At 55.6% G+C, this 22,249-nt stretch carries 23 protein-coding genes; 13 read left to right on the top strand and 10 right to left on the bottom strand.

The genetic code is table 11. The features are described 5' to 3' along the window. Nucleotides 1-8: 8 nt before the first annotated feature. Nucleotides 9-2,645, bottom strand: coding sequence for a leucine--tRNA ligase (gene leuS / locus L991_RS11600; protein WP_047395721.1), 2,637 nt, complete (start codon nt 2,643-2,645; stop codon nt 9-11). 174 nt (nt 2,646-2,819) lie between these two features. Here leuS and L991_RS16590 point away from each other — a divergent pair, with 174 nt between their 5' ends. Beyond that, nucleotides 2,820-3,425: a type II secretion system protein gene (locus L991_RS16590; RefSeq protein ID WP_051258665.1), complete on the top strand. Its 606-nt coding sequence runs from the start codon at nt 2,820-2,822 to the stop codon at nt 3,423-3,425. After that, nucleotides 3,422-4,024 (top strand): type II secretion system protein, encoded by a 603-nt coding sequence (locus tag L991_RS16585; RefSeq protein ID WP_052190834.1) that lies wholly within the window; start codon nt 3,422-3,424, stop codon nt 4,022-4,024. Before L991_RS16590 ends, L991_RS16585 begins: the two co-directional genes overlap by 4 nt. A gap of 51 nt (nt 4,025-4,075) precedes the next feature. Here the strand turns inward: L991_RS16585 and hda are convergent, their stop codons facing one another. Then, complete coding sequence (gene hda, locus L991_RS11585) at nt 4,076-4,741, bottom strand: DnaA regulatory inactivator Hda (protein WP_047395514.1); 666 nt, start codon at nt 4,739-4,741, stop codon at nt 4,076-4,078. A gap of 82 nt (nt 4,742-4,823) precedes the next feature. Here hda and purM point away from each other — a divergent pair, with 82 nt between their 5' ends. The 4 genes from purM to L991_RS11565 all read left to right on the top strand — a co-directional run bounded on the left by purM (nt 4,824) and on the right by L991_RS11565 (nt 9,358). Further along, entirely contained in the window at nt 4,824-5,939 is a 1,116-nt protein-coding gene (gene purM / locus L991_RS11580) for a phosphoribosylformylglycinamidine cyclo-ligase (RefSeq protein WP_081986646.1), read from the top strand. 137 nt (nt 5,940-6,076) lie between these two features. Next, nucleotides 6,077-6,712: a phosphoribosylglycinamide formyltransferase gene (gene purN / locus L991_RS11575; protein ID WP_047395511.1), complete on the top strand. Its 636-nt coding sequence runs from the start codon at nt 6,077-6,079 to the stop codon at nt 6,710-6,712. Between the two features lie 9 nt (nt 6,713-6,721). Continuing rightward, nucleotides 6,722-7,915: a DUF3108 domain-containing protein gene (locus tag L991_RS11570; protein WP_047395508.1), complete on the top strand. Its 1,194-nt coding sequence runs from the start codon at nt 6,722-6,724 to the stop codon at nt 7,913-7,915. Between the two features lie 90 nt (nt 7,916-8,005). Further along, on the top strand, nt 8,006-9,358 hold the full coding sequence (locus L991_RS11565) for an RsmB/NOP family class I SAM-dependent RNA methyltransferase (protein WP_081986645.1): 1,353 nt from the start codon (nt 8,006-8,008) through the stop codon (nt 9,356-9,358). An 87-nt stretch (nt 9,359-9,445) separates the two neighbouring features. Here L991_RS11565 and L991_RS11560 read toward each other — a convergent pair whose 3' ends face one another. Next, on the bottom strand, nt 9,446-9,865 hold the full coding sequence (locus tag L991_RS11560) for a ClpXP protease specificity-enhancing factor (protein ID WP_028448717.1): 420 nt from the start codon (nt 9,863-9,865) through the stop codon (nt 9,446-9,448). 111 nt (nt 9,866-9,976) lie between these two features. Beyond that, the gene (locus L991_RS11555) at nt 9,977-10,582 is read right to left on the bottom strand and encodes a glutathione S-transferase N-terminal domain-containing protein (protein WP_028448718.1); all 606 of its coding nucleotides are present in this window, start codon (nt 10,580-10,582) and stop codon (nt 9,977-9,979) included. Between the two features lie 214 nt (nt 10,583-10,796). On the opposite strand from L991_RS11555, the gene rnk reads away from it, so the two are divergent. Beyond that, nucleotides 10,797-11,216, top strand: coding sequence for a nucleoside diphosphate kinase regulator (rnk, locus tag L991_RS11550; protein ID WP_047395705.1), 420 nt, complete (start codon nt 10,797-10,799; stop codon nt 11,214-11,216). 93 nt (nt 11,217-11,309) lie between these two features. On the opposite strand, the gene L991_RS11545 is transcribed toward rnk, so the two are convergent. The 5 genes from L991_RS11545 to L991_RS11525 form a co-directional block, all read right to left on the bottom strand. After that, nucleotides 11,310-12,071 (bottom strand): cytochrome c1, encoded by a 762-nt coding sequence (locus L991_RS11545; RefSeq protein ID WP_047395500.1) that lies wholly within the window; start codon nt 12,069-12,071, stop codon nt 11,310-11,312. Between the two features lie 10 nt (nt 12,072-12,081). After that, nucleotides 12,082-13,440, bottom strand: a complete 1,359-nt coding sequence (locus L991_RS11540; protein ID WP_047395496.1) for a cytochrome bc complex cytochrome b subunit — start codon at nt 13,438-13,440, stop codon at nt 12,082-12,084. A gap of 12 nt (nt 13,441-13,452) precedes the next feature. After that, complete coding sequence (gene petA / locus L991_RS11535; protein WP_028448722.1) at nt 13,453-14,037, bottom strand: ubiquinol-cytochrome c reductase iron-sulfur subunit; 585 nt, start codon at nt 14,035-14,037, stop codon at nt 13,453-13,455. Between the two features lie 129 nt (nt 14,038-14,166). Beyond that, the gene (locus L991_RS11530; RefSeq protein ID WP_047395494.1) at nt 14,167-14,613 is read right to left on the bottom strand and encodes a hypothetical protein; all 447 of its coding nucleotides are present in this window, start codon (nt 14,611-14,613) and stop codon (nt 14,167-14,169) included. Then, nucleotides 14,610-15,362: a Nif3-like dinuclear metal center hexameric protein gene (locus tag L991_RS11525; RefSeq protein WP_197053873.1), complete on the bottom strand. Its 753-nt coding sequence runs from the start codon at nt 15,360-15,362 to the stop codon at nt 14,610-14,612. Before L991_RS11525 ends, L991_RS11530 begins: the two co-directional genes overlap by 4 nt. A gap of 15 nt (nt 15,363-15,377) precedes the next feature. Between L991_RS11525 and L991_RS11520 the strand changes: the two genes are divergently transcribed. Further along, complete coding sequence (locus L991_RS11520) at nt 15,378-16,532, top strand: Do family serine endopeptidase (RefSeq protein WP_028448725.1); 1,155 nt, start codon at nt 15,378-15,380, stop codon at nt 16,530-16,532. Nucleotides 16,533-16,685: 153 nt separating this feature from the next. Here the strand turns inward: L991_RS11520 and L991_RS11515 are convergent, their stop codons facing one another. Then, the gene (locus L991_RS11515) at nt 16,686-18,659 is read right to left on the bottom strand and encodes a monovalent cation:proton antiporter family protein (protein ID WP_047395491.1); all 1,974 of its coding nucleotides are present in this window, start codon (nt 18,657-18,659) and stop codon (nt 16,686-16,688) included. Between the two features lie 237 nt (nt 18,660-18,896). Between L991_RS11515 and L991_RS11510 the strand changes: the two genes are divergently transcribed. The 5 genes from L991_RS11510 (at nt 18,897) to lptB (ending at nt 22,249) form a co-directional block, all read left to right on the top strand. Beyond that, nucleotides 18,897-19,859: a KpsF/GutQ family sugar-phosphate isomerase gene (locus L991_RS11510; protein WP_047395489.1), complete on the top strand. Its 963-nt coding sequence runs from the start codon at nt 18,897-18,899 to the stop codon at nt 19,857-19,859. Nucleotides 19,860-19,921: 62 nt separating this feature from the next. After that, a complete protein-coding gene (gene kdsC, locus L991_RS11505) occupies nt 19,922-20,437 on the top strand; it encodes a 3-deoxy-manno-octulosonate-8-phosphatase KdsC (protein ID WP_028448728.1) in 516 nt (171 codons plus the stop codon). 21 nt (nt 20,438-20,458) lie between these two features. Beyond that, a complete protein-coding gene (lptC, locus tag L991_RS11500; RefSeq protein ID WP_047395486.1) occupies nt 20,459-21,058 on the top strand; it encodes an LPS export ABC transporter periplasmic protein LptC in 600 nt (199 codons plus the stop codon). Then, nucleotides 21,012-21,530, top strand: coding sequence for a lipopolysaccharide transport periplasmic protein LptA (lptA, locus tag L991_RS11495; protein WP_047395484.1), 519 nt, complete (start codon nt 21,012-21,014; stop codon nt 21,528-21,530). Before lptC ends, lptA begins: the two co-directional genes overlap by 47 nt. Next, the gene (gene lptB, locus L991_RS11490; protein WP_028448731.1) at nt 21,527-22,249 is read left to right on the top strand and encodes an LPS export ABC transporter ATP-binding protein; all 723 of its coding nucleotides are present in this window, start codon (nt 21,527-21,529) and stop codon (nt 22,247-22,249) included. The genes lptA and lptB overlap by 4 nt, the downstream gene beginning before the upstream one ends.

Raw genomic sequence — 22,249 nt, 5'->3', positions numbered from 1 at the left:
TGGGGGGCTTAAGCAACAATATTCACCAGGCGGCCTGGTACGATGATAACTTTCTTCGGTGCGGCGCCGGCGAGGTGTTTTTGCACCTGCTCTTCGGCAAGTGCGGCCGCCTCGATGACGTCTTTGCTGGCGTCGGCAGCAACGTGGATTTCACCGCGCAGCTTGCCGTTAATTTGCACCATCAGCTTGATTTCATCTTGCGTCAACGCATCGGCTGCTGGCTCAGGCCATGCTGCCGTCGCGATTTCGCCACCGTAGTTGAGTTCATTCCACAGCGTATGCGCAATGTGCGGCGCGGCCGGGTAAATCGCGCGGAGCAAAATGCCAAAGCATTCGCGTACGACTGCCGCATTGTTACCCTTGTAGCCTTCCAGCGCATTCAGCAACTTCATCACGCCCGAAACCACTGTGTTGTACTGCAGACGTTCGTAGTCGAGGTTGATTTGTTTGAGGGTGCTATGCACTTCAAAGCGCAGTGCTTTGTCGTCTTTGCTCAGATCAATACCTTGCAGGGTATCGGCTGCAGACTGAATAACCTCAAAGTGTTTAAAGCCATACCCCCACAGGCGACGCAGGTAGCGGTACGCACCTTCCACACCGCTATCCGACCACGCCGCGCTTTGCTCTGGCGGGCCCGCAAACATCGTGAACAGACGCGCGGTATCGGCGCCAAATTTCTCGATAATGTCTTTCGGTTCAACGACGTTGTTTTTCGATTTCGACATCTTCTCGATGCCGCCCATGATCACCGGCTGACCGTCTTCTACCGCAATCGCCGCAATCGGGCGACCCTTGTCGTCGTGCTGAACTTGCACTTCGGCTGGGTAGAACCAGCGTTTTTTGCCGCTTGCGTCTTCGCGATAGTAGCAATCGCGCAGCAACATGCCTTGGGTAAACAGGTTTTTAAATGGCTCGCCAAAATTGATCAGGCCAGCATCGCGCATCGCTTTGGTCCAGAAACGTGCGTACAGCAAGTGCAAGACTGCGTGTTCAATGCCGCCGATGTATTGGTCCATGCCGCCAGCAGATTCACCTGCCGCGCCCATCCAGTAAGCGGTGCCGTCGCCCACCATCGCGTCGCCAACTTTCGGGTCGCAATAGCGCATGAAATACCAGCTCGAATCAACGAAGGTATCCATCGTGTCGGTTTCGCGTTTCGCAGGCGCGCCGCATTTCGGGCAATCAACGTTCAGGAAGTCTTCACGGTGTTTCAGCGGATTGCCCGAGCCGTCTGGAATGCAGTCGGTTGGCAATACCACCGGCAGTTGCTCGTACGGAACCGGTACATCGCCGCAGCAATCGCAGTGGATAATCGGGATTGGCGTGCCCCAGTAGCGCTGGCGGGAAATACCCCAGTCGCGCAGACGCCAGGTGGTTTTTTTCTCGCCGGCGTCTTGTGCTGCCAAATCAGCCGCTACCGCATCAACCGCGGCTTTGTAGCTTAAGCCATCGTATTTGCCCGAGTTAACGGTTACGCCACGGGTTTTGTCGCCATACCATTCGGCCCAAGCGTCAGTGCTGAATTCTTCGCCTTCGACAGCGATGACTTGTTTGATGGCGAGATTGTATTTTTTTGCAAAAGCAAAATCGCGCTCGTCGTGCGCTGGCACAGCCATGACTGCGCCATCACCGTAACCCATCAAGACGTAGTTACCGATCCAGACTTCCACTTGTGCGCCAGTCAGCGGATGCGTCACGAATAGGCCGGTTGATACACCCACTTTCTCTTGGGTGGCGAGTTCAGCTTCGGTAGTGCCGCCTTTTTTGCATTCTTCGATAAAGGCGGCCAGTTCTGGTTTCAATTCTGCTGCGCGGGTGGCCAGTGGATGCTCGGCCGCCACGGCACAGAAAGTCACGCCCATGATGGTATCGGCGCGCGTGGTGAACACGTAGAGTTTGCCGTCTTGTACCAAGTTGCCGTTAGCGTCTTTGATGTCGTGTTTGAACGCGAAACGCACGCCTTCCGATTTACCGATCCAGTTGCGCTGCATGGCGCGCACCATGTCCGGCCAGCCTTCCAGCGTGTCGATGTCGTTCAGTAGCTCATCGGCGTATTTAGTGATCGCAAAGTAGTAGCCAGGGATTTCGCGCTTTTCGACAATCGCGCCCGAACGCCAGCCGCGACCATCTACCACTTGCTCGTTGGCGAGTACGGTTTGGTCAACCGGATCCCAGTTTACGATTTGGGTTTTTTTGTACGCAGTGCCGTTTTCCAGCATTTTTAAGAAGAACCATTGGTTCCACTTGTAGTAATCCGGATCGCATGTGGCGATCTCGCGCGACCAGTCAAACGCCAAGCCCAGCGGCTTCATTTGCGACTTCATGTCGTCGATATTGGCGTAAGTCCATTCCGCTGGAGATTTTTTATACGCAATCGCCGCATTTTCCGCTGGCAGACCAAACGCATCCCAGCCCATTGGCATCAGTACATTAAACCCTTTCATCCGCAGATGACGCGCCAGCATGTCGTTGATGGTGTAGTTGCGCACGTGACCCATGTGCAGCTTGCCCGAAGGGTAGGGCAGCATCGAGCAGGCATAGTATTTCGGGCGGCTGGTATCTTCGGTCACTTCAAACGCGCGGGTAGATTCCCAATGCGCCTGGGTGGCGGCTTCGACGGAAAGCGGGGCGTACTGTTCTTGCATGATCGGCACTGAGTCAAATGAGGCAAAAACGCGATTATACCTGAGCTCAGCCGCCATCGCGGCGCTGATGTGCGCAAAGTGCGGCCAGCACGATGTCGCTGGCCTTGCAATGCGCGCAAGCCCTTGCCTAGACTGAGTAAATCGCAGCCCCGCTGTGCCCCGCAAGGAGTAGCAATGCAACCTGCTTCCCGACAAACCGGTTTTACCCTGGTTGAGCTGGCGATCGTGCTGGTGATTATTGGGCTGATTCTGGGGATGGCTTTTAAAGGTAAAGACCTGATCGACGGCGCCAAAGTGAAAAACATGCAGGCGCAATACAATAAGATCGTCGCCGGTTTTAATATCTATTACGAAAAATACGGCGCATACCCTGGCGATGGCTGTGCGACGGCCCCTGCGGCCGGCGCGACGACGTGCCCAGCCACCGGGCGCAATGGCTTGATTAATGGTGCGACCGAAAGCGCCGCCGCCATGACCCTGCTGATGAACACCAACATCCTCACCAGTGCGGATGTGCGCAGTGTGTTTGGTCAGGATTGGGTGATTTCGGATGCGGCCACCACGCAAACCGGCTACGCCAGCAATACCAACTACCTCACGCTTACCAGCACCGCTACCGCAGCTGCCGATGTGCGCTTTGTCTGTGCGCTGGATCGCTTGATGGATGATGGGGTTAATAGCAGCGGTATCGTGCGCAGCGCTGGGCAAAACTACACCGCCACCGATGATTGCTGGGCGCTGTCTGGCCAAGTGTCGATCGGGATTCGGGTGTTGCCATGAAGCGCGCTGAGCAGGGCTTTACATTGGTCGAGCTGGCGATTGTGCTGGTGATCATCGGGCTGATTTTGGGTATGGCCTTTAAGGGCAAAGATCTGATCGATGGCGCCAAAGTGAAAAACATGCAGGCGCAATACAATAAGATCGTCAGCGGCATTAATATTTTTTACGAAAAATATGGCTTTTACCCCGGCGATGGTTGCCCCAGCGCCACGCCCGCCACCGTGGCCGCCTGTAATGGCAGCCGCAATGGGCAGATTGAAAACGGCAATGAGGCCGCTGCGTTTTGGGTGTTGCTGATTGATGTGACCAATATCTTGCAAAGCGCGGATCGACGCAGTGTGCTGGGGCAGGATTGGACCGTCTGGAATCGCTCGGGTGGGCTCTGGCTCGATTTTGCCGGCGCGGCCAATGCCGATATGCGCTTTATCTGTTCACTGGATAAATTAATGGACGATGGCGACGCCAATACCGGCGTGGTGCGCGATGGTGATCCGGCCACGACGGCGCCGTATGCTTCCAGCAGTAATAGCTATACCGCTACCACCGATTGTTGGGCGCTGAGCGGGCAGGCGAATGTACTGATGAAGGTAATGCCCTAGGGGTATAGACTAGAGAGCGATGAATAGCTTTGCGCTAAGGCCAATACCTGCCTAGGTATTGGCCTTTAAACTTTCGCGCAGCAACGGCAGCGTGACTGGTTTTTGCTTGGATAGCGCCAATTGGTTGAGCGCTTCCAGTTGGGCATATAGATTGGGTAGCGAGCGATCTACGTGCTTGAGCAAATACTCGGCCAGCTCGCGCGGTAATTCAAAGCCCAGATGCCGCGCGCGGCGTTGCAGCGCACCCAGTTTGTCATCATCAGACAGTGATTTGAGCTGGTAAACCAACCCCCAGCCCAGGCGGGTGGTCAGATCATCGCGCAAGGGCAGTAGCATTGGCGGCAAAGTGCCGCTGGCCAAGATGCGGCCCGTGCCTTCACGCAGGGTATTGTAGTGATCAAACAGCGTAATCTGCTGCTCGGTATCAAGGCTTTCTACATTATCGACCAAGAGCGCGGCGTGACTTTCCAGCGTTTGCGGCAGCATCTCTTCGCGGGCATTCACCTGATACACCGGCATGCCGGCCGGCAGGCGTGCCGCGCTGGCCGCAAGCAGATGGCTTTTGCCTGCATCAGCCTCGCCCCAGATATACAGCGCCCGCACCTCACCATTGGCCCACTCGCCCAGCTGAAAGAGCAGCTCGGCGTTATCGCCGCGCACAAAATCATCAAAAGTGCGCGGAGCTGGGGGTAAAAAGTCGAGAATCAGTTGCTTCATCGGGGCCACTGGGCGGTTTTGCCGGTTTTTCAGTCTCTGGAGTGCGAAAAGGGGGAAGTCGTTTGGCGCTAAATGCGATAAAATGCCGTGTTTAGCAGATCTGGCGCTTATTTTACCGCACAGCGCCGCCCACTACGAGGCCTTTCCCGTGAGCGACCAAAATCTCAAGCAAAGTCTGAGCTACCGCGATGCCGGTGTTGACATCGATGCCGGTGACCAGCTGGTTGAAAACATTAAACCTTTTGCCAAACGCACCATGCGCCCTGAAGTTCTTGGCGGCATTGGAGGTTTTGGTGCTTTGGTTGAAATCAGCAAGAAATACCAAGAGCCCGTGCTGGTTTCTGGTACGGATGGTGTGGGCACCAAGCTCAAACTGGCGTTCGAACTGAACCGCCACGATACCGTGGGTATCGATCTGGTGGGCATGAGCGTAAACGATATTCTGGTGCAAGGCGCTGAGCCATTGTTCTTCCTCGATTACTTTGCCTGCGGCAAGCTGGATGTACCAAGCGCGACCGAAGTGATCAAAGGCATTGCCGCCGGTTGCGAGCAAGCCGGTTGTGCGCTGATCGGTGGTGAAACCGCCGAAATGCCCGGCATGTATCCGGAAGGTGAATATGACCTCGCTGGCTTTGCCGTGGGCGTGGTAGAAAAGAGCAAAGTGATCACCGGCCGCGAAATCCAGCCGGGTGATGTGGTGTTGGGGCTGGCCTCTAATGGTGCCCATTCCAATGGTTACTCGCTGATTCGCAAGATTCTGAGCTTGGGTAAAGTTGATTTCAACGCAGAATTTGATGGTGGCCGTTCACTGTCGGACGTAGTGATGGCGCCAACACGCATTTATGTGAAGCCGCTGTTGAAACTGATGCAAACGCTGACGGTCAAAGGCATGGCCCATATTACGGGCGGCGGCATTACCGAAAACGTACCGCGCGTTTTGCCTGAGAACGTAGTGGCGCAAATCGATGCGGCGAGCTGGACCATGCCAAAGCTGTTCCAGTGGTTGCAGGCAGAAGGCAATGTAGCGCAGCAAGAAATGTATCGCACCTTCAACTGCGGCGTAGGCATGGTGGTGATTGTGGCGGCGGCCGATGCGGCTGCGGCAACGTCGCTGTTGCAAGCCGAAGGTGAAACGGTTTACCAGTTGGGCCAGATTCGTGCCCGCACTGGTGACGAGCATCAAACGCAAGTAGCTTAAGCGACACGGCGCATCAGCCCGGGGCGAGGTCGCAGACCTCGCTCTTTGTTTTTGTGCGGGATGATTTCCCTCTTGGGGTATGTCCCGCTAGCTCTTTGATAATAAGCCTTTTAAGGCAATACCCCACTGGATATGGCATGAAGAATGTAGTCATTCTGATTTCTGGCCGCGGCAGCAATATGCAGGCGATTGTGAATGCAAAGATCGCCGGCGCACGGATTGCCGCTGTGATCTCTAATCGCCCCGATGCGGCGGGCCTGGCTTGGGCAGCCGAGCGCGGGATTACCACCGCGGCGCTGGATCATAAGCAATTTGCTGATCGCGAAAGCTTTGATCAGGCACTGGCGCTACTGATTGATAGCTACGAGCCCGATCTGGTCGTGCTGGCCGGGTTTATGCGCATTTTGAGTGCCGGTTTTGTGGCGCACTACGCTCAGCGGCTGATTAACGTGCATCCGTCTTTGTTGCCGGCCTTTACCGGCCTGAACACCCATCAGCGCGCACTGGATGAGGGCGTGAAGCTCGCCGGTTGCACCGTGCATTTTGTGACGGCCGAGCTGGATCATGGCCCGATTATCGCCCAAGCTGCTGTGCCGGTGCTGGCGAACGATACCGCCGAAAGTTTAGCGGCGCGCATTTTGGTGCAAGAGCATCAGCTTTACCCGCAAGCCGTAGCTTGGTTTGTAGCCGATGCCCTGCAGATTGAAGCGGGCAAAGTGCGTTTACTGACGCCGGCGCGCGCCGATCAGGCGCTGCGTTCGCCGGCGGTGTAAGGGGAGAGCATGGCGCGCTGGCCACGGTTTCTTGCTTGGGCTTTATTGGCTTCGGTGCTGTTGCACCTCGGTACGCTCTTGGCGCAGCCGCTGTATGACTGGTGGCTGCACCATGATGCCCCGCCACTGAAAGTACAGCAAACCAAGCGCCAGCTGCAGGCACAGGCACTGGATGATAGCCTGACCAGCAATGCGAGCAAGGTGAAACCGGCCGAGCAACAGCAGGTGTATCTTGCTAGCCCAGCGCTGCCTATGCAGCCAGTGAAGAAGGCTGCGCCGGCGCTCAAAGCTGTGGCCAGTCAAGCGGCTAAGAAAACGGTAGCGAGCAAGGTAGCGCAGGAATCCGCTTCGCAAGTGGCGGCACTAGCGGCCCTAAGCGCCAGTCGGGCCAGTAGTGTGGCCAGTGCGGTGCTGGCCAGCAGCGCTGCCAGTGCGCCGTTGAGCCTCGTGGCCAGTGAAGCGGCCAGTCGCCCGGCCAAGCTGGCGAGGAGCCAAGGCGCCAGCCGCGCCAGCTTGGCGAGCACTGCGGCCACGCAGATTAATCATCAGGCGGCCAAGCGCTTTCCGCGCGAGGTGCTGATTGAATATCGCTATGCGGTGATGAATGCCTTTTTGCACTGGAAACTGGCCGATGGCCGCTATGATCTGGAGCTAAAAGTGCTGCCGGTTGGCATTCGCTATGTCAGCCGTGGCCGCATAGGCAAGGCCGGAGTGATGCCGGAGTATTTTGCCGATCTTTCCAATGGCCCGGATAAGCCGAAAAACTCGGTGGAGTTTAACTGGGAGACCATGGAGGCCACCATTACCAATAAAGGCCAGGTGACGATCGAGCCTTTTGAAGCTGGTGATCAGGATGTGATGTCAGCGGGCTTGCATCTGGCTTTGATGGGCGGTGGACAGGCCCAGTATGGCATGGCGATGTTTACTGGTAAAAAGCGCTATCCCGATGTGCACTTTGCAGTAAAAGGGGAGGCGCAAATCCGGGTTGGCCAACAAGATCTAACCGCCGTGCTGCTCGCGGCGGACAACAAGGCCAATCATGCGGATTTCTGGTTAGCCCCCGATTGGCATAACCTGCCGGTACGGATGCAGATCTATACCGAAAAATATGGCCGCTTTGACCTCACGGCCTACAATCTAACTCTGGACGGCAAGAAGGTGCTGGAGTGGGTTGACCCGAATAAATCCGGGATGCGCCGCTAGGCACATCCTAAAAAATAACAAGGACTGCGCCGCTAGGTGTATCCCAACGAATAACAAGGCCTGCGCCGCAGGCTGGTGAAGAGAGTGAATATGACCCCCAAGCAATTATCGGCCACGCTGGATATCCTCAATAGCGCGCTAGGTTTTACCGCCCCGGCGGATGCAGTGGTATCGCGACATTTTCGCGAGAATAAAGACCTCGGCCACAAAGATCGCGCCATCATTGCCGAAACCGTGTTTGGCATGTTGCGCCATTTGCCGCAGTTGGAATGGCTGGCGGGCGGCGAAGCGGGCAAATTGCCCAGCACGCGTGAATTGCTGCTGGCCTACTTCACCCGGATCAAGCACCTGAATGTGCGCGAATTGCCGCCAGTGTTTACCGATGAGGACAAAACCCGCGCCGGCCAAATGAAGGGTATGGCGCTGCGAGATGCACCGCTGAACGTCCGTGCGGCTATACCCCAGTGGCTGGTGGATACTCTGGTGGCGGAAGGGCAGGATGAGGCCGCAATTCTGGCGCTGGGCCAGGCCATGCTGCAAGCTGCGCCACTGGATATCCGCGTGAATAGCATCAAGGCCAAGCGCGACGCCGTCGTGGCCGAATTAAAAGCCGCTGGCGACATCAATACCACGCCAACCCCGTATTCGCCATGGGGCCTGCGCGTTGATGGTAAGCCTGCTATCAATAAATACAAATGCTTTATCGAAGGCCGCGTGGAAGTGCAGGATGAAGGCAGCCAGTTGCTCGGGCTTTTGTGCGGCGCTAAACGCGGCCAGATGGTGGCGGATTTTTGTGCCGGCGCAGGGGGCAAAACCTTGCTACTGGGCGCGATGATGCAAAACACGGGCCGCCTGTATGCCTTTGATGTGTCGGAAAAACGTTTGGCCAATTTGAAGCCGCGACTGGCGCGCTCGGGTCTCTCGAATGTGAATCCGCAGCTGATCGCTTCGGAAAATGATCAAAAGATCAAACGTTTGGCCGGTAAAATGGATGTGGTGCTGGTGGATTCGCCGTGTTCGGGCATGGGCACACTGCGCCGCAATCCTGATCTGAAAATGCGCCAGAACGCCACGAGTGTGCAGGAGCTGAACGCCAAGCAGCGCAGTATTTTGCAATCGGCAGCACGGCTGGTGAAGCATGGTGGCCGGCTGGTGTATGCCACTTGCAGTTTCCTGCAAAGTGAAAACCAGGCCATTGTGGAAGCCTTTCTGGCGCAAAATCCAGATTTTGAATTGCTGGATGCACGTGAAGTGCTCAGTAAAGAGCGCGTAACGATCGAACTGCCCGATCAGTATCTGCAGTTGATGCCGCATCTGCACAATACCGATGCCTTCTTTGCCGCAGTGCTGCAGCGCGTCAGTGCCGAGCGGGCGGCGGCCAAAGAAGCCGGGGCAATGTTGTCCGCAGAGGATGAAGTGGCTGCTGAGGCTGGTGAGGCCTAATGGTGGTGCTGGCTGTGTACAGCCAGCCTAGTAGTGCAAATAAAAAACCGCGCATGGCGCGGTTTTTTTATGGCGATTGATGCCGGCTTATTTCACCACCCGCAATTGCGGACGGCCACTTGGACGTGGCGGCGGATCTTGCGGTGGCGGCTCGCTGCCAGATTCGGGGGCGCTTTCTGGCTCGCCTTGTGCATCGCCTTCATATTCAAAGCCCATGCCTTCGCCGTTTTCGCGCGAGAAGATGGAAATCACGGCGCCGACCGGAATCGCGATATCGCGAGAAATGCCATTAAATCGTGCCGAGAAGCTGATGAAATCATTGGCGATGGTGAGATTGCGACAGGCGTTGTAGCTGATATTCAGCACGATTTCGCCGTTTTTCACGTATTCCATCGGCACTTGCATTTTGCCGCGCACGGCCACCACCAAATAAGGGGTAAAGCCTTGGTCGGAACACCATTCGTGAATCGCGCGAATCAGGTACGGTTTGGTCGAAACAGTCTGCATCGTAGTCGGCCCCGCAAAAGTAAATGTACTCAATCAATTGTATCAGGCTGGCATTAAATTGCTGTAATGCGCATCCGCTAAAAAAAAGCCCCGTTGCCGGGGCTTGCCTGCTTATTTGCGCATGGCCTTTTCATTGGCGGTCAGCGATTCGATAAACGCTTCACGGCTAAATAGACGCTCGGCATATTTCATCACTGGAATCAGGCCCTTGGTAACTTCGATGCCGTAGTGCTCAAAGCGCCACAGCAGTGGGGCAATCGCCACATCCAGCATCGAGAATTCTTCACCCAGGATGTATTTTTGCTTGGTGAAGATCGGCGCGATTTGGGTCAGATTATCGCGGATGGCGGTGCGGGCGGCTTCCAGTTGGGCTTTCTTCGCAGTGCTGTCTTCAAGCGTTTTGACATGGATAAACAGCTCACGCTCCAGATTGAACAGCATCAGGCGGGCGCGGGCGCGCATCACTGGATCAGCTGGCATCAGTTGCGGGTGAGGGAAGCGCTCATCGATGTATTCATTGATGATGTTGGATTCATACAACTGCAGATCACGCTCTACCAGCACAGGCACTTCATTGTACGGATTCATGATCGCCAGATCTTCCGGCTTGCTGTGAATATCCACGTCGAGGATTTCAAAATCCATGCCTTTTTCAAACAGCACAATGCGGCAGCGGTGGCTAAACGGGCAAGAAGTGCCGGAATAAAGCTTCATCATAAGGCGGGAACCCTCGGGCTGATTAATTTAACAGCAGCATTTTACCGTTATTGCACTGCGATCTCCAGAAATAGATGCTTAAGTAAATGATTTTTAAATCAAAATTTAAGGTTTGATTGGCGCGCAAGGTAAATATGACCACGCAGGCTTTGGAACATCCATCTGCGCTAAAGATCTAATGAAATACGATGGTTGTGCAAAAAAGGAAGGCAAAATGCAACAGGCCGATTTACCCCCGATTCTGGTTTCCACCCTTGACTATGAGCGTCTGTCCACTTTAATTGCCCGTACGCCAGCGGCGCAATTTCCTGGTGCGGCCGCTTTGGAAAAAGAGCTGGAGCGGGCCACCTTGCTCAGCCCAGAGGTCATGCCAGCGTCGGTAGTGACGATGCATTCGACTGTGAAATTTGCGATGCAGCCCAGTGGCGAGGAATTTGCGCTCACTTTGTGCTATCCGCACGAAACAGCGGGCGATGCTGGCAAGATTGCGATTACCGCGCCGATGGGCAGTGCGCTGCTGGGCTTGTCGGTAGGGCAGAGTATTCATTGGCCGACCCCGGGCCGCCAGCAAGTGACCGTGACGGTACTCGATGTGATTTGGCAGCCAGAAGCCAATGGCCAGCTGACGATGTAATACTTAAGTGGGGCGCTTTGTGGTTAAGCCCAACAATGGATAGGCAATAAAAAAGGGCGGTGAAATCACCGCCCTTTTTGCTGGCTGCTGTGCTTAGTGCACGTCGCGCCAGTATTCTTTTTTCAACAAGTAGCTTACTGGGATCAGGAACAAGATCAGGAACAGCAATACGCCATAACCGATTTGTTCACGTTTCACCTGCGCTGGCTCGGCCATATACGACAGGTAATTCACCAGATCGGCCACGCGCGTATCGTACTCGTGGTTATCAAACTGGCCGTTTTCACCACCACGGGTGAGCAGGCCTGGTTTAACCAGTTTCAGGGTTTTCTCGGCGTGTGGACCTTCGCCTTTCACTTCCAGTACCTGTTCGCCTTGCAGCTCCCACAGTACGTGTGGCATACCGACTTTGTCGAATACCAGATTGTTCCAGCCGGTAGGGCGGGTGTCATCACGGTAGAAAGTACGCAGGTAGGTGTACAGCCAGTCTGCACCGCGTGAGCGTGCGATGAGACTCAGATCAGGTGGCGTTGCCCCAAACCAAACTTTGCCATCTTTCGCAGCCATGGCCACGCGCATCTGATCACCCACTTTTTCGGTGGTGAACATCAGATTGCTTTTGATTTGCGCTTCAGTCAGGCCCAGATCTTGCAGACGGTTGTAACGCATCACCGCTGCACCATGACATGAAAGACAGTAGTTTACAAAAGTTTGCGCACCACGCTGAATGCTCTCGGCATTGCTTGGGTCAATCGGCGCTTTGTCCAGATGGACGCCTTCGCCGCCAGCAGCTAATGCGTTACCACCCAATGCCAGTGCAGCAAAAGCGAGCAGGCTAGTGATTGTTTTTTTCATGGCCTTCCCCTTATACCAAGCTGCCGAACAGATACGCACCGCCAACAGCCAGCGCCACGTAGACAAAGAACATCATTTTTTGTTTGCCAGTTGAGAATGTCACGCGCTCAGGTACTGGTGCACATGGTTTCTCGTTTTTGGTGTAGAAAGGCATGCCCAGGAAGAACGCGAAGTAAACCACGCTCAAAATCTGCGAAATGATCGTGCGGGTATCGGTTGCTGGTTTCGCACCGAGAATGCCCAAGCCGATGAAGGCAATAATGAACAGTACCAGCATGACTTTGAAGCTAGTTGGACGGTAGCGCACCGATTTGATCGGCGAGCGATCCAGCCATGGCAGGAAGGCGATCAGGACTACCGCCGCACCCATACCCAATACACCCCAAACTTGTGTGCCCAAGAACGATGGGATCGCACGCAGAATGGCGTAGAACGGCGTGAAGTACCAAACCGGCGCAATGTGCGGTGGGGTTTTCAGCGCGTCTGCTGGATCAAAGTTCGGATGCTCAAGGAAGAAGCCACCCATCTCTGGTGCAAAGAACAAAATGCCGCAGAACACTGCCAGGAACACCGCTACACCCAATACGTCTTTCACGGTGTAGTAAGGGTGGAAGGCAATACCATCCACTGGAATGTGGGTGATAGGGTCTTTGTTTTTCTTGATTTCCACGCCATCTGGATTGTTTGAACCCACTTCGTGCAGTGCCACCAAGTGCGCAACCACCAAGCCCAGTAGCACCAGCGGAACGGCAATCACGTGCAGAGCAAAGAAACGGTTCAGCGTGGCATCAGAAACTACGAAGTCACCACGGATCAACACTGACAGATCTGGGCCAATCACTGGGATAGAAGCGAACAGATTTACAATCACCTGTGCACCCCAGAATGACATTTGGCCCCAAGGCAGCAGGTAACCCAGGAAGGCTTCAGCCATCAAGATCAGGAAGATCAGTGTGCCGAATACCCATACCAATTCACGTGGCTTTTTGTATGAACCGTAAATCAAACCACGGAACATATGCAGGTACACCACCACGAAGAACATTGAAGCGCCGGTGGAGTGCATATAGCGGATGATCCAGCCGCCGGCCACATCCCGCATGATGTATTCCACTGAGGCAAAAGCCACAGAGATATTAGTACCAGGAATCAGATTGCCATCTGGCTTGTAATTCATGGTCAGGAAAATGCCGGTAACGATCTGGATAACCAGAACCAGCATGGCCAGTGAACCGAAGAAGTACCAGAAGTTAAAATTCTTTGGGGCGTAATATTCGGAAACGTGTGCTTTGAATGTGCTGGTGAGCGGGAAACGCTCATCAACCCAATTCAGTACCTTTTCCGGTAATGCTTGCTGTTGATTGCTCATGACCTAGCCTCTTTATTTGTCTTCGCCGACCAGAATGGTGGTGTCGGAAAGGTATTTATGCGGCGGGATAACCAAGTTGATTGGCGCTGGTACGCCGGAGAACACACGACCAGCGAGGTCGAACTTGGAGCCATGACAGGGGCAATAAAAGCCACCAACCCAATCCGGGCCCAGATCAGCTGGGGCCAGATCAGGGCGGAAGGTTGGCGAACAGCCCAGGTGCGTACATACCCCGGTGGCCACCCAGATTTCCGGCTTGATCGAGCGGGTTGGGTTTTTACAGTATTCAGGCTGATCACTGGCTTCTGATTTCGGATCGAGCAGCTTAGGATCGTTTTTGGCCAGATTTTTCAACATTTCGGGGGTGCGGTTCACCACCCAAACTGGCTTACCACGCCATTCAACGGTGATTTTCTGGCCAGCTTCCAGCTTGCTGACATCCACTTCCACCGGCGCACCGGCGGCTTTCGCCCGCTCGGAAGGGAAGAAGCTAGCGACGAACGGAGTGGCTACCCCGGCGGTCGCCACTGCGCCCACTGCGCTGGAGGCGATCACCAAAAACCGCCGCTTGCTATTATCTATTTGCTGCTCACTCATAACCCAATCCCTGATTTGTAGGAACGCAATATCGTAAACCGCCAAATTCTACCCGAAAGCAGGCGGGAACTTAAAGCTTTCTCGGGCGTCTTAGCGGGCCATTCACGAAATAAAGTACACTTTGCGGTGTTACTTGCCGGTATAACGGGCGAATTCTTCGTTTAATTTGTCTTGCACATGCGCGGTGATTTCTTCGACCTTCTCATTTTTAGTCGATGGATAACTGATTTGGTAGACGCGCGCCGCAAGTAGCCAGCCTTGCTGGGTTTGCGTCAGGGTGTAGTGCATCCGGGCCTCGGTCGGAATATTGGCTTTGGGGACTTTGGCGCTGAATTCCAGCTCATTCGCCGTTCTCACTTTTAGCTGCATGCCCTTACTTTGGCGAAAGCGGATAATGTCTTCCATGATGGCTTTGCTGCTGCGGCCACTAATGACCATCCCTTGCACCTGCGGCGCCGGCGTGGCAGCTGGTTTGGGTGGGCTTACGGGGGCAACGGGCGCGGTACTGCAGGCCGCCAGCAATAGTGGCGCTAGTAGGAGCCGAGCGCTGAGTAAAATCGTACGCACTACACTCATACCGGATTATCCAATTCAAGATGGGTAACTTGCAGTGCCCATTCCGTCGCCAGATGTTCGCCCAAGGCTTGCACGCCAAAGCGCTCGGTGGCGTGATGGCCTGCCGCAATATAGGCCACGCCGCTTTCCTGTGCGAGATGGGTGACAAATTCCGAAGCTTCACCGGTGATAAAGCAATCAATGTCCAGATTGCTCGCTTCGCGGAAATAGCTCTGTGCGCCGCCCGTGCACCAGGCCACTTTATGAATCGGTTTGCGAGAGTCACCCAACGCCAGCGCTGGGCGCTGAAGTTGCAGCCCAATATGCTGGCTCAGTGTCTCCAGCGACATCGGCACCGGCAGCTCGCCCAAGAGGCCCAAATCCTGCTCGCCAAATTGTCCGGTTACGCGCAGCCCCAGTTTTTTGGCCAGTTGTGCGTTATTGCCTAGCTCTGGGTGTGCATCCAGCGGCAAATGATAGGCCAAGAGGTTCAAATCATGCTCGAGCAGTTTGCCGATACGCAGTTTTTTGGTACGGGTAATGGTGGGGTCTTCACCTTTCCAGAAATAACCATGATGCACCAGCAAGGTATCGGCGCCGCAGGCAATCGCCGCATCAATCGCTGCGGCCGAGGCGGTAACCGCCGTGGCGATGTGGGCCACTTCGCTATTTCCCTCGACTTGTAAGCCATTGGGGGCGTAATCTTTGAAGCGCGCAACTGCAAGCAGTTGTCCGATATAATTTTCCAGTTCTTGACGTTGGATAGGCATAAAGAAGTTCGGACTATGAAAAAACTTTGGCTTATTTTCGCACAAACCACCACGATCGGCCTGGCAATCTGGTTCTTGCTCACGCTGCTTAAACCTGAATGGCGGATGCCGAACATGGCGCCGGCCCCGGTTGTGACGGTGAAAGAGTCGCAAGCCCCCGCCTCGGCGCCGGCTGAGCTCTCGTACAGCCTGGCAGCCAAAAAGGCCAAACCGTCGGTGGTGAATATCTTTACCTCGCAGCAGGCGCGCCCTTCGCGCAACCCCTGGCTGAATGACCCGCTGTTTCGCCGTTTTTTTGGTGATCGCCTGCCGCAAGGGGAGGACGCGCAGCGCCCATCCAGTTTGGGCTCGGGGGTGTTGGTGTCCGAGCAAGGCTATATCGTGACCAATAATCACGTAGTCGACGCGGCCGACCAGATCGAAGTAGCGCTGGCCGATGGCCGCACAGCCACCGCCAAGCTGATTGGTAGCGATCCGGATACCGATATCGCGGTGATTAAAATTGATCTGCCGAATTTGCCGGCCATCAGCTTTGCCGATGTCGATAAGGTAGAAATCGGCGATGTAGTATTGGCGATTGGCAACCCCTTCGGCGTCGGCCAGACCGTCACGATGGGGATCATCTCGGCGCTGGGGCGTTCGGAATTGGGGATCAATACCTTTGAAAACTTCATCCAGACCGATGCGGCGATCAATCCGGGCAATTCTGGCGGGGCTTTAGTCGATACGCGCGGAAATCTACTCGGGATTAACACCGCGATCTACTCGAAAACCGGCGGCTCGTTGGGGATTGGGTTTGCCATTCCGGCGACGACGGTGAAGCAGATCATGGAGGCGCTGATCAAAGAGGGCAGCGTGACCCGTGGCTGGCTGGGGGTAGAAGTGCAGGATGTTACGCCCGAGCTGGCGGCCTCATTCCAGTTGCCAACGGCCAAAGGCGCGCTAATTGCCGGCGTGGTGCGCAGTGGCCCGGCCGCCAAAGCCGGCATCCGCCCGGGCGACGTGCTGCTGTCGATCAATGGCAAAGAAGTCGCAAATTCCGCCAAGATGCTCGACATTATTTCGGCGCTGAAACCCGAACAAAGCGTGCCGGTGTTGGTGGTGCGCGATGGGCAGCAGGTGGAGCTGAAAGCCGAGGTGGGTAAACGGCCGAAGTTTAACCGCCAGTAATGGTGGCTATTGTTGGTGCCTGCCTGGAGTGAGGTGGCGCCATAGCAAAACGGGAGCCAAGGCTCCCGTTTTTTATTGTCTAACTGGGGTATATCTTTGCGGTTCTTGCTGGGTATTGATTGTGGGTCTATACCCGTGCCGGTATGTGGCTGTTTAGCGTTTGCCTTGCAGCAGCAAAGATTCCGCGCTGGCTAGATTTTCCGGCACACCCAGCAACACCAACACATCGCCGGAATTGAGCTGGAAATCATCGTCCGGCACAATCGGCGCGCTGTTTTTGCGGCGGATGCTGCGCACTTCCACCTCAATGCCGGCAAAATCCAGCTCTTTCAGCTGATGGCCGATGCCAAAGGCATTTTGCGTGAGCTGGATCGTGTGCAGCCGCGCCTGCTGACGATCGCTTTCTTCGTTATCTTCGTGAGTGCCGCGGTAAAAGCCGCGAATCATCGAGTAGCGGGCCTCCCGCACTTCGCGAATGCGCCGTACCACTTTATTTAGCGGCACGCCCAGCAACATCATGGTGTGCGAGGCCAGCATCAGGCTGCCTTCCATAATCTCGGCCACTACTTCGGCCGCGCCGGCGTTTTTGAGCAGATCAATATCGCTGTCGTCTTGCGTGCGCACAATCACCGGCAATTCCGGCCGCATCTGATGCACGACTTCCAGAATTTTCATCGCCGAATGGGTGTCGGCATAGGTCACGATCAGCGCGCGGGCGCGCATGAGGCCGGCGGCGATCAGTACTTCGCGCTTGGCGGCGTCGCCAAAGACCACTGATTCACCCGCAGCGGCGGCTTCGCGCACCATTTCGGGGTCTAAATCCAAGGCAAAAAATGCAATGCCTTCCGAATGCAAAATCCGCCCCAGTGATTGGCCGCTGCGCCCGTAGCCGCACAAAATCACGTGCCCGTTGGCCGACATGCTGCGCACCGCAATCTGGTGCAGGTTCGCAGCCATATTCATCCATTCCGAACTCGCCAGCCGCAAGACAATTTTGTCGGAATGCTGGATCAAAAACGGCGTAATCAGCATCGAGATAATCACGGCCGCGATACTGCTTTGCAAAATCTCGGTTGGAATAATCCCGTGTCCGGCCGCCAGTGCCAGCAGTACAAAGGCAAATTCGCCGCCTTGCCCCAACGCAAAGCCAGTGCGCCACGCCGTGCCCGGCGCATTACCAAACAGCCGGGCTACCCCGGCAATCAGCGCAATTTTCCCCACGCTTAGGAAGACAATCAGCGCCAAGACTAATTGCCACTGGGTGAGCAGCACCATGGCATCCAGATTCATGCCGACGGTAATAAAAAATAAGCCCAGCAGCAGATCACGGAAGGGGCGAATATCGTCCTCAACCTGATAGCGGTATTCGGTTTCGGCAATCAACATGCCGGCCAGAAATGCGCCCAGCGCTAAAGAAAGACCGGTGAGCTCGGTCAGCCAGGCAATCCCCAGCGTCACAAGCAAAATATTGAGCATAAAGAGCTCGCTAGAATGCTGGCGCGCCACCAGTGTAAACCACGGGCGCATCAGTTTTTGCCCCAGCCACAGCAATAAGGTGAGCACAAAAATGATCTTGAGAGCCGCCAGGCCAATCGCCACCGCTAGCTCTTCAGCCGGCTTGCCCAGTACCGGGATCATAATCAGGAAGGGCACGACTGCCAGATCTTGAAATAGCAAGATCCCAAAGGCATTTTGCCCGTGCGGGGCGTTAAGTTCGTTGCGGTCGGCCAAGAGCTTGGACACCATGGCGGTGGAGGACATCGCCAAGGCCGCCCCCAGTGCAAGACCAAGTTGCCAGGGCTGATTAAAGAAGGCGCACGCCAGCATCACCAGCAGCAAGACCCCCATCACTTGCGATAAACCCAGGCCAAACACCACGCGTTTCATGGCATTGAGTTTGGCGAGGTTAAATTCCAGCCCCAGCGTAAACATCAGGAAAATCACGCCGTATTCGGCCAGATGGGTGGCTTCTTCGCTCGATTCAATCAGGCCCAACGCATGGGGGCCGACGAAAATGCCAATCACCAGGTAGCCCAGCATGGGCGGCAGTTTGATTTTGCGGCAGAACACCACCGTCAGAACGGCGATGGCGAGAAGAAATAAAAAATTATGCAGGGTAGAAGGCATGCAAGACGGCGCAATCGCGACATGAATTCAAATTCGTTCTTGCTAATATACCGGCGCAGCATGTCTTGCGCATGAAATCCTGCCGTTAATTGGCTAGTTGGCACGTTCTTTGCGTTTTTCTTGCAACGCCGCTGGGCGTGCGGGGCAGATTGGCATGGCAATTTGCCGCTTTGCCGGTTACAGAATGGGCTGGCTCTTTTATAATTGCTGCTCATTTGTGCTTGAGCTTTCTTTAAGATGACTGCTGCGCTTGCAACTGCCAACCGGGTATTGGCCATTGAGGCCCAAGCCATTACGGCACTGGCCCAGCGGCTGGATGAGCGATTCGCGGCTGCCTGTGCACTGATTTTGCAGTGCCCGGGGCGGCTGGTGGTGATGGGGATGGGTAAATCGGGCCACATCGCCCGCAAGCTCGCGGCCACCATGGCCAGCACCGGTACGCCAGCGTTTTTTGTGCATCCGGGCGAGGCGGCGCATGGCGACCTCGGCATGATTACCCGGCAAGATGTGGTCTTGCTGCTCTCTAATTCGGGCGAAAGCGACGAAGTGCTGGCGATCTTGCCTAGCCTGAAACGCCTAGCGGTGCCGCTGATCTGTATGACCGGCAACCCGAGCTCGACCATGGCGCGTGAGGCGCAAATTCACCTCGATGCCGGTGTGGCTGAAGAGGCGTGCCCGCTCAATTTGGCGCCCACCGCCAGCACCACTGCGGCATTGGCGCTGGGGGATGCCCTGGCTGTGGCCTTGCTGGAGGCGCGCGGTTTTCAAGCTGAAGATTTTGCGCTGTCGCATCCGGGGGGCTCGCTAGGCCGGCGTTTGCTGGTACATGTGCGAGATTTGATGCACGCGGGCGAGGCCTTGCCGGTAGTGCAGCATGATGTCACGCTGCGCGATGCGCTGATGGAAATTAGCCGCAAAGGCATGGGCATGACCGCGATTGTGGACGAGGCCGGACAGCTGTGCGGGATTTATACCGATGGCGATTTACGCCGCACCATTGATCGCGATATTGATTTACGCACGACGCCGGTACGCGAGGTGATGAGCCCGGCTCCGGTGACGATTGAAGCGCAGCGCCTAGCGGCTGAAGCCGCGGCTGTGATGGAGGCGCGCCGGGTGAATGGCCTGCTGGTGGTGGAGCAAGGCCGGCTGGTGGGCGCGATTAATATGCATGATTTGCTCAAAGCACGTGTGGTGTAGGGTATAGCCCGCTACGCCTTTTAATAAATAGATTTCAGACTGATACCCCATAAAGAGAAGCCATGATTGAGCGTGCCAAGCAAGTCAAACTGATGATTTTCGACGTTGACGGTGTGATGACCGACGGCGGCTTGTACTATACCGATGCCGGTGAAGAGCTGAAGGCGTTTAATTCGCTGGATGGCCACGGTTTGAAAATGCTGAAAAATTCCGGCGTGAAGCTGGCGATTATTACCGGGCGTAATTCACGCTTGGTAGAGCACCGGGCGCGTAATCTGGGGATTGATTTTCTGCATCAAGGCGCCCATGACAAACTGCAAACTTTCCAGAAGTTGCTCGCCGAAGCGGGCGTGAGCGCTGAAGAATGCGGTTATATGGGGGATGATGTGATTGATCTGCCCGTCATGCGGCGCGTGCACTTTGCGGTGGCCGTGCCGGCTGCGCCAGAGCTGGTGCAACAGCACGCGCATTATGTGACTGGCCGCCAGGGCGGGCATGGCGCAGTGCGCGAAGTCTGCGAATTGATTATGGCCAGCCAAGGTACACTGGATGCGGCTTTAGCGCCGTATCTGGCTTAATGGGCTGGCAGGGGAAAACGCTTGCGTAGTTTAACCATCTGGGCGCTGCCCCTTGTGTTGCTGCTGCTGGTTGGGGCCCTGATCTGGGGCTTGAGCCGGGCTGCGATTCAAACCGTCATTACGGTCGAGGCCGACCCCAATACCCCGGATATGATTGTAAATCTGGGGGTATTGCAGCGCTTTGACGAGCAAGGGCAGATCCGCTCGACGCTGATCGCGCAGGAAGTGAAACACCTGCGGGCCAATGACACGCTGCTGTTTAAACAGCCAAAGCTCACCCAGACTGAACCGGGTAAACCCAATATTGTGGTGACCGGCGTGCGGGCGAAAACCACCAACAAAGCCTCGCAGGTTTGGTTTGAAGATGCGACAGAACTACGCCGTGCGGCATTCGGCCAGCAAGCTGAATTGGTCGTGCGCAGTAGCGATGTGTTTTATGATCAGGCGACCAGCATCGCCCGCGCTAGCACGCCGGTGGTGGCGGATATGGGCCCGCATCATGCCGAAGCGGTGGGCTTTATCGCCGATAATGCCCAGCAAACTCTGAATTTACTATCCAAAGTGAGAATGACTTATGTCCCGACTGCTCGCGCTGCCCTTACTGGCACTGCTGCTCGCTAATTCTGCGTGGGCCGAAACTGCCGACCGCGAGAAACCGATGAATATCGTGGCGGATAACTGCGTGATGGATCAAAAGACCCAGCAAAGCGTCTGTACCGGCAATGTCGTCGTGACGCAGGGCACGATGGTGATGCGGGCCGATAAACTGACCACGCGGCAAGATGAACAAGGCCATCAGTTTGCTCAAGGTGAAGGCCGCCCGGTGCGTTTCAAGCAGCGGCTGGATTCGGGTGAGCCACTGGATGCCGAAGCACTCCGCTTTGATTACGACGGCGCAAAGGGTTTTCTGGTGTTGATGGACAAAGCCTGGGTTAAGCGTAATCAGGATTTGGTGGTGGGCGATAAAATTACCTACGACATGAATACCGAGTTTTACCAAGCGCAAAGTAAGGCGGGCGGTCGGGTGAATATCACGCTGAACCCGAAGAAAAAAGACGCCAGCCAGCCAGCCAAGAAAGAAGTTAGCCAATGAGTACGCTGAAAGCCCAGCATCTACAAAAGTCCTACAAAAAACGCACGGTGGTGCGTGATGTCTCGCTCGAAGTCAGCAGCGGTGAAGTGGTGGGCCTCTTGGGCCCCAATGGTGCCGGTAAAACCACCAGCTTCTACATGATTGTGGGCCTCGTGCGCATGGATGAGGGCCGGATTGAACTCGATGGCGTTGATGTTAGCCAGCAGCCTATTCACCAGCGGGCGCGTTTGGGCTTGGGTTATTTGCCGCAAGAGGCGTCGATTTTCCGCAAAATGACCGTAGCGGAAAACATTCAGGCGGTACTGGAGCTGCATTACAAGGACAAAACCGAGATCGCCGAGCGACTCGATGCCTTGCTGCATGACCTGCATGTGGGGCATTTGCGCAACAGCAATGCCATGAGTTTGTCAGGCGGTGAGCGCCGCCGGGTGGAGATCGCCCGCGCACTGGCTTCCAACCCGCAGTTTGTGTTGCTGGATGAGCCATTTGCCGGGGTAGACCCGATTGCGGTGATTGATATTCAACGCATTATTGGCTTTTTGAAAGAGCGGGGCATCGGGGTGCTGATTACCGATCACAATGTACGAGAAACCCTCGGGATTTGTGACCGCGCCTATATCATCTCCGAAGGGGCCGTGATGGCGGCTGGTAAACCGGCCGAGATTGTGAATAATGAAGATGTTCGCCGCGTGTATTTGGGCGAGCATTTCCGTATGTAG

This window comes from Chitinibacter sp. ZOR0017 (assembly GCF_000799095.1).
In the GTDB taxonomy this organism is placed as follows: Bacteria; Pseudomonadota; Gammaproteobacteria; order Burkholderiales; family Chitinibacteraceae; genus Chitinibacter; species Chitinibacter tainanensis.
Note: the sequence above shows the minus strand (reverse complement) of the source record. Positions and strands in the feature narration are given on the sequence as shown.

Coding starts and splice junctions, on each gene's coding strand:
- L991_RS11515 (WP_047395491.1), bottom strand. CDS start 18,659: ATGCCTTCTACCCTGCATAATTTTTTATTTCTTCTCGCCATCGCCGTT.
- L991_RS11525 (WP_197053873.1), bottom strand. CDS start 15,362: ATGCCTATCCAACGTCAAGAACTGGAAAATTATATCGGACAACTGCTT.
- L991_RS11520 (WP_028448725.1), top strand. CDS start 15,378: ATGAAAAAACTTTGGCTTATTTTCGCACAAACCACCACGATCGGCCTG.
- leuS (WP_047395721.1), bottom strand. CDS start 2,645: ATGCAAGAACAGTACGCCCCGCTTTCCGTCGAAGCCGCCACCCAGGCG.
- petA (WP_028448722.1), bottom strand. CDS start 14,037: ATGAGTGAGCAGCAAATAGATAATAGCAAGCGGCGGTTTTTGGTGATC.
- rnk (WP_047395705.1), top strand. CDS start 10,797: ATGCAACAGGCCGATTTACCCCCGATTCTGGTTTCCACCCTTGACTAT.
- lptB (WP_028448731.1), top strand. CDS start 21,527: ATGAGTACGCTGAAAGCCCAGCATCTACAAAAGTCCTACAAAAAACGC.
- L991_RS11570 (WP_047395508.1), top strand. CDS start 6,722: ATGGCGCGCTGGCCACGGTTTCTTGCTTGGGCTTTATTGGCTTCGGTG.
- hda (WP_047395514.1), bottom strand. CDS start 4,741: ATGAAGCAACTGATTCTCGACTTTTTACCCCCAGCTCCGCGCACTTTT.
- L991_RS11530 (WP_047395494.1), bottom strand. CDS start 14,613: ATGAGTGTAGTGCGTACGATTTTACTCAGCGCTCGGCTCCTACTAGCG.
- purN (WP_047395511.1), top strand. CDS start 6,077: ATGAAGAATGTAGTCATTCTGATTTCTGGCCGCGGCAGCAATATGCAG.
- L991_RS11510 (WP_047395489.1), top strand. CDS start 18,897: ATGACTGCTGCGCTTGCAACTGCCAACCGGGTATTGGCCATTGAGGCC.
- L991_RS11555 (WP_028448718.1), bottom strand. CDS start 10,582: ATGATGAAGCTTTATTCCGGCACTTCTTGCCCGTTTAGCCACCGCTGC.
- L991_RS11565 (WP_081986645.1), top strand. CDS start 8,006: ATGACCCCCAAGCAATTATCGGCCACGCTGGATATCCTCAATAGCGCG.
- L991_RS11560 (WP_028448717.1), bottom strand. CDS start 9,865: ATGCAGACTGTTTCGACCAAACCGTACCTGATTCGCGCGATTCACGAA.
- lptA (WP_047395484.1), top strand. CDS start 21,012: ATGTCCCGACTGCTCGCGCTGCCCTTACTGGCACTGCTGCTCGCTAAT.
- L991_RS16590 (WP_051258665.1), top strand. CDS start 2,820: ATGCAACCTGCTTCCCGACAAACCGGTTTTACCCTGGTTGAGCTGGCG.
- purM (WP_081986646.1), top strand. CDS start 4,824: ATGCCGTGTTTAGCAGATCTGGCGCTTATTTTACCGCACAGCGCCGCC.
- L991_RS11545 (WP_047395500.1), bottom strand. CDS start 12,071: ATGAAAAAAACAATCACTAGCCTGCTCGCTTTTGCTGCACTGGCATTG.
- L991_RS11540 (WP_047395496.1), bottom strand. CDS start 13,440: ATGAGCAATCAACAGCAAGCATTACCGGAAAAGGTACTGAATTGGGTT.
- L991_RS16585 (WP_052190834.1), top strand. CDS start 3,422: ATGAAGCGCGCTGAGCAGGGCTTTACATTGGTCGAGCTGGCGATTGTG.
- kdsC (WP_028448728.1), top strand. CDS start 19,922: ATGATTGAGCGTGCCAAGCAAGTCAAACTGATGATTTTCGACGTTGAC.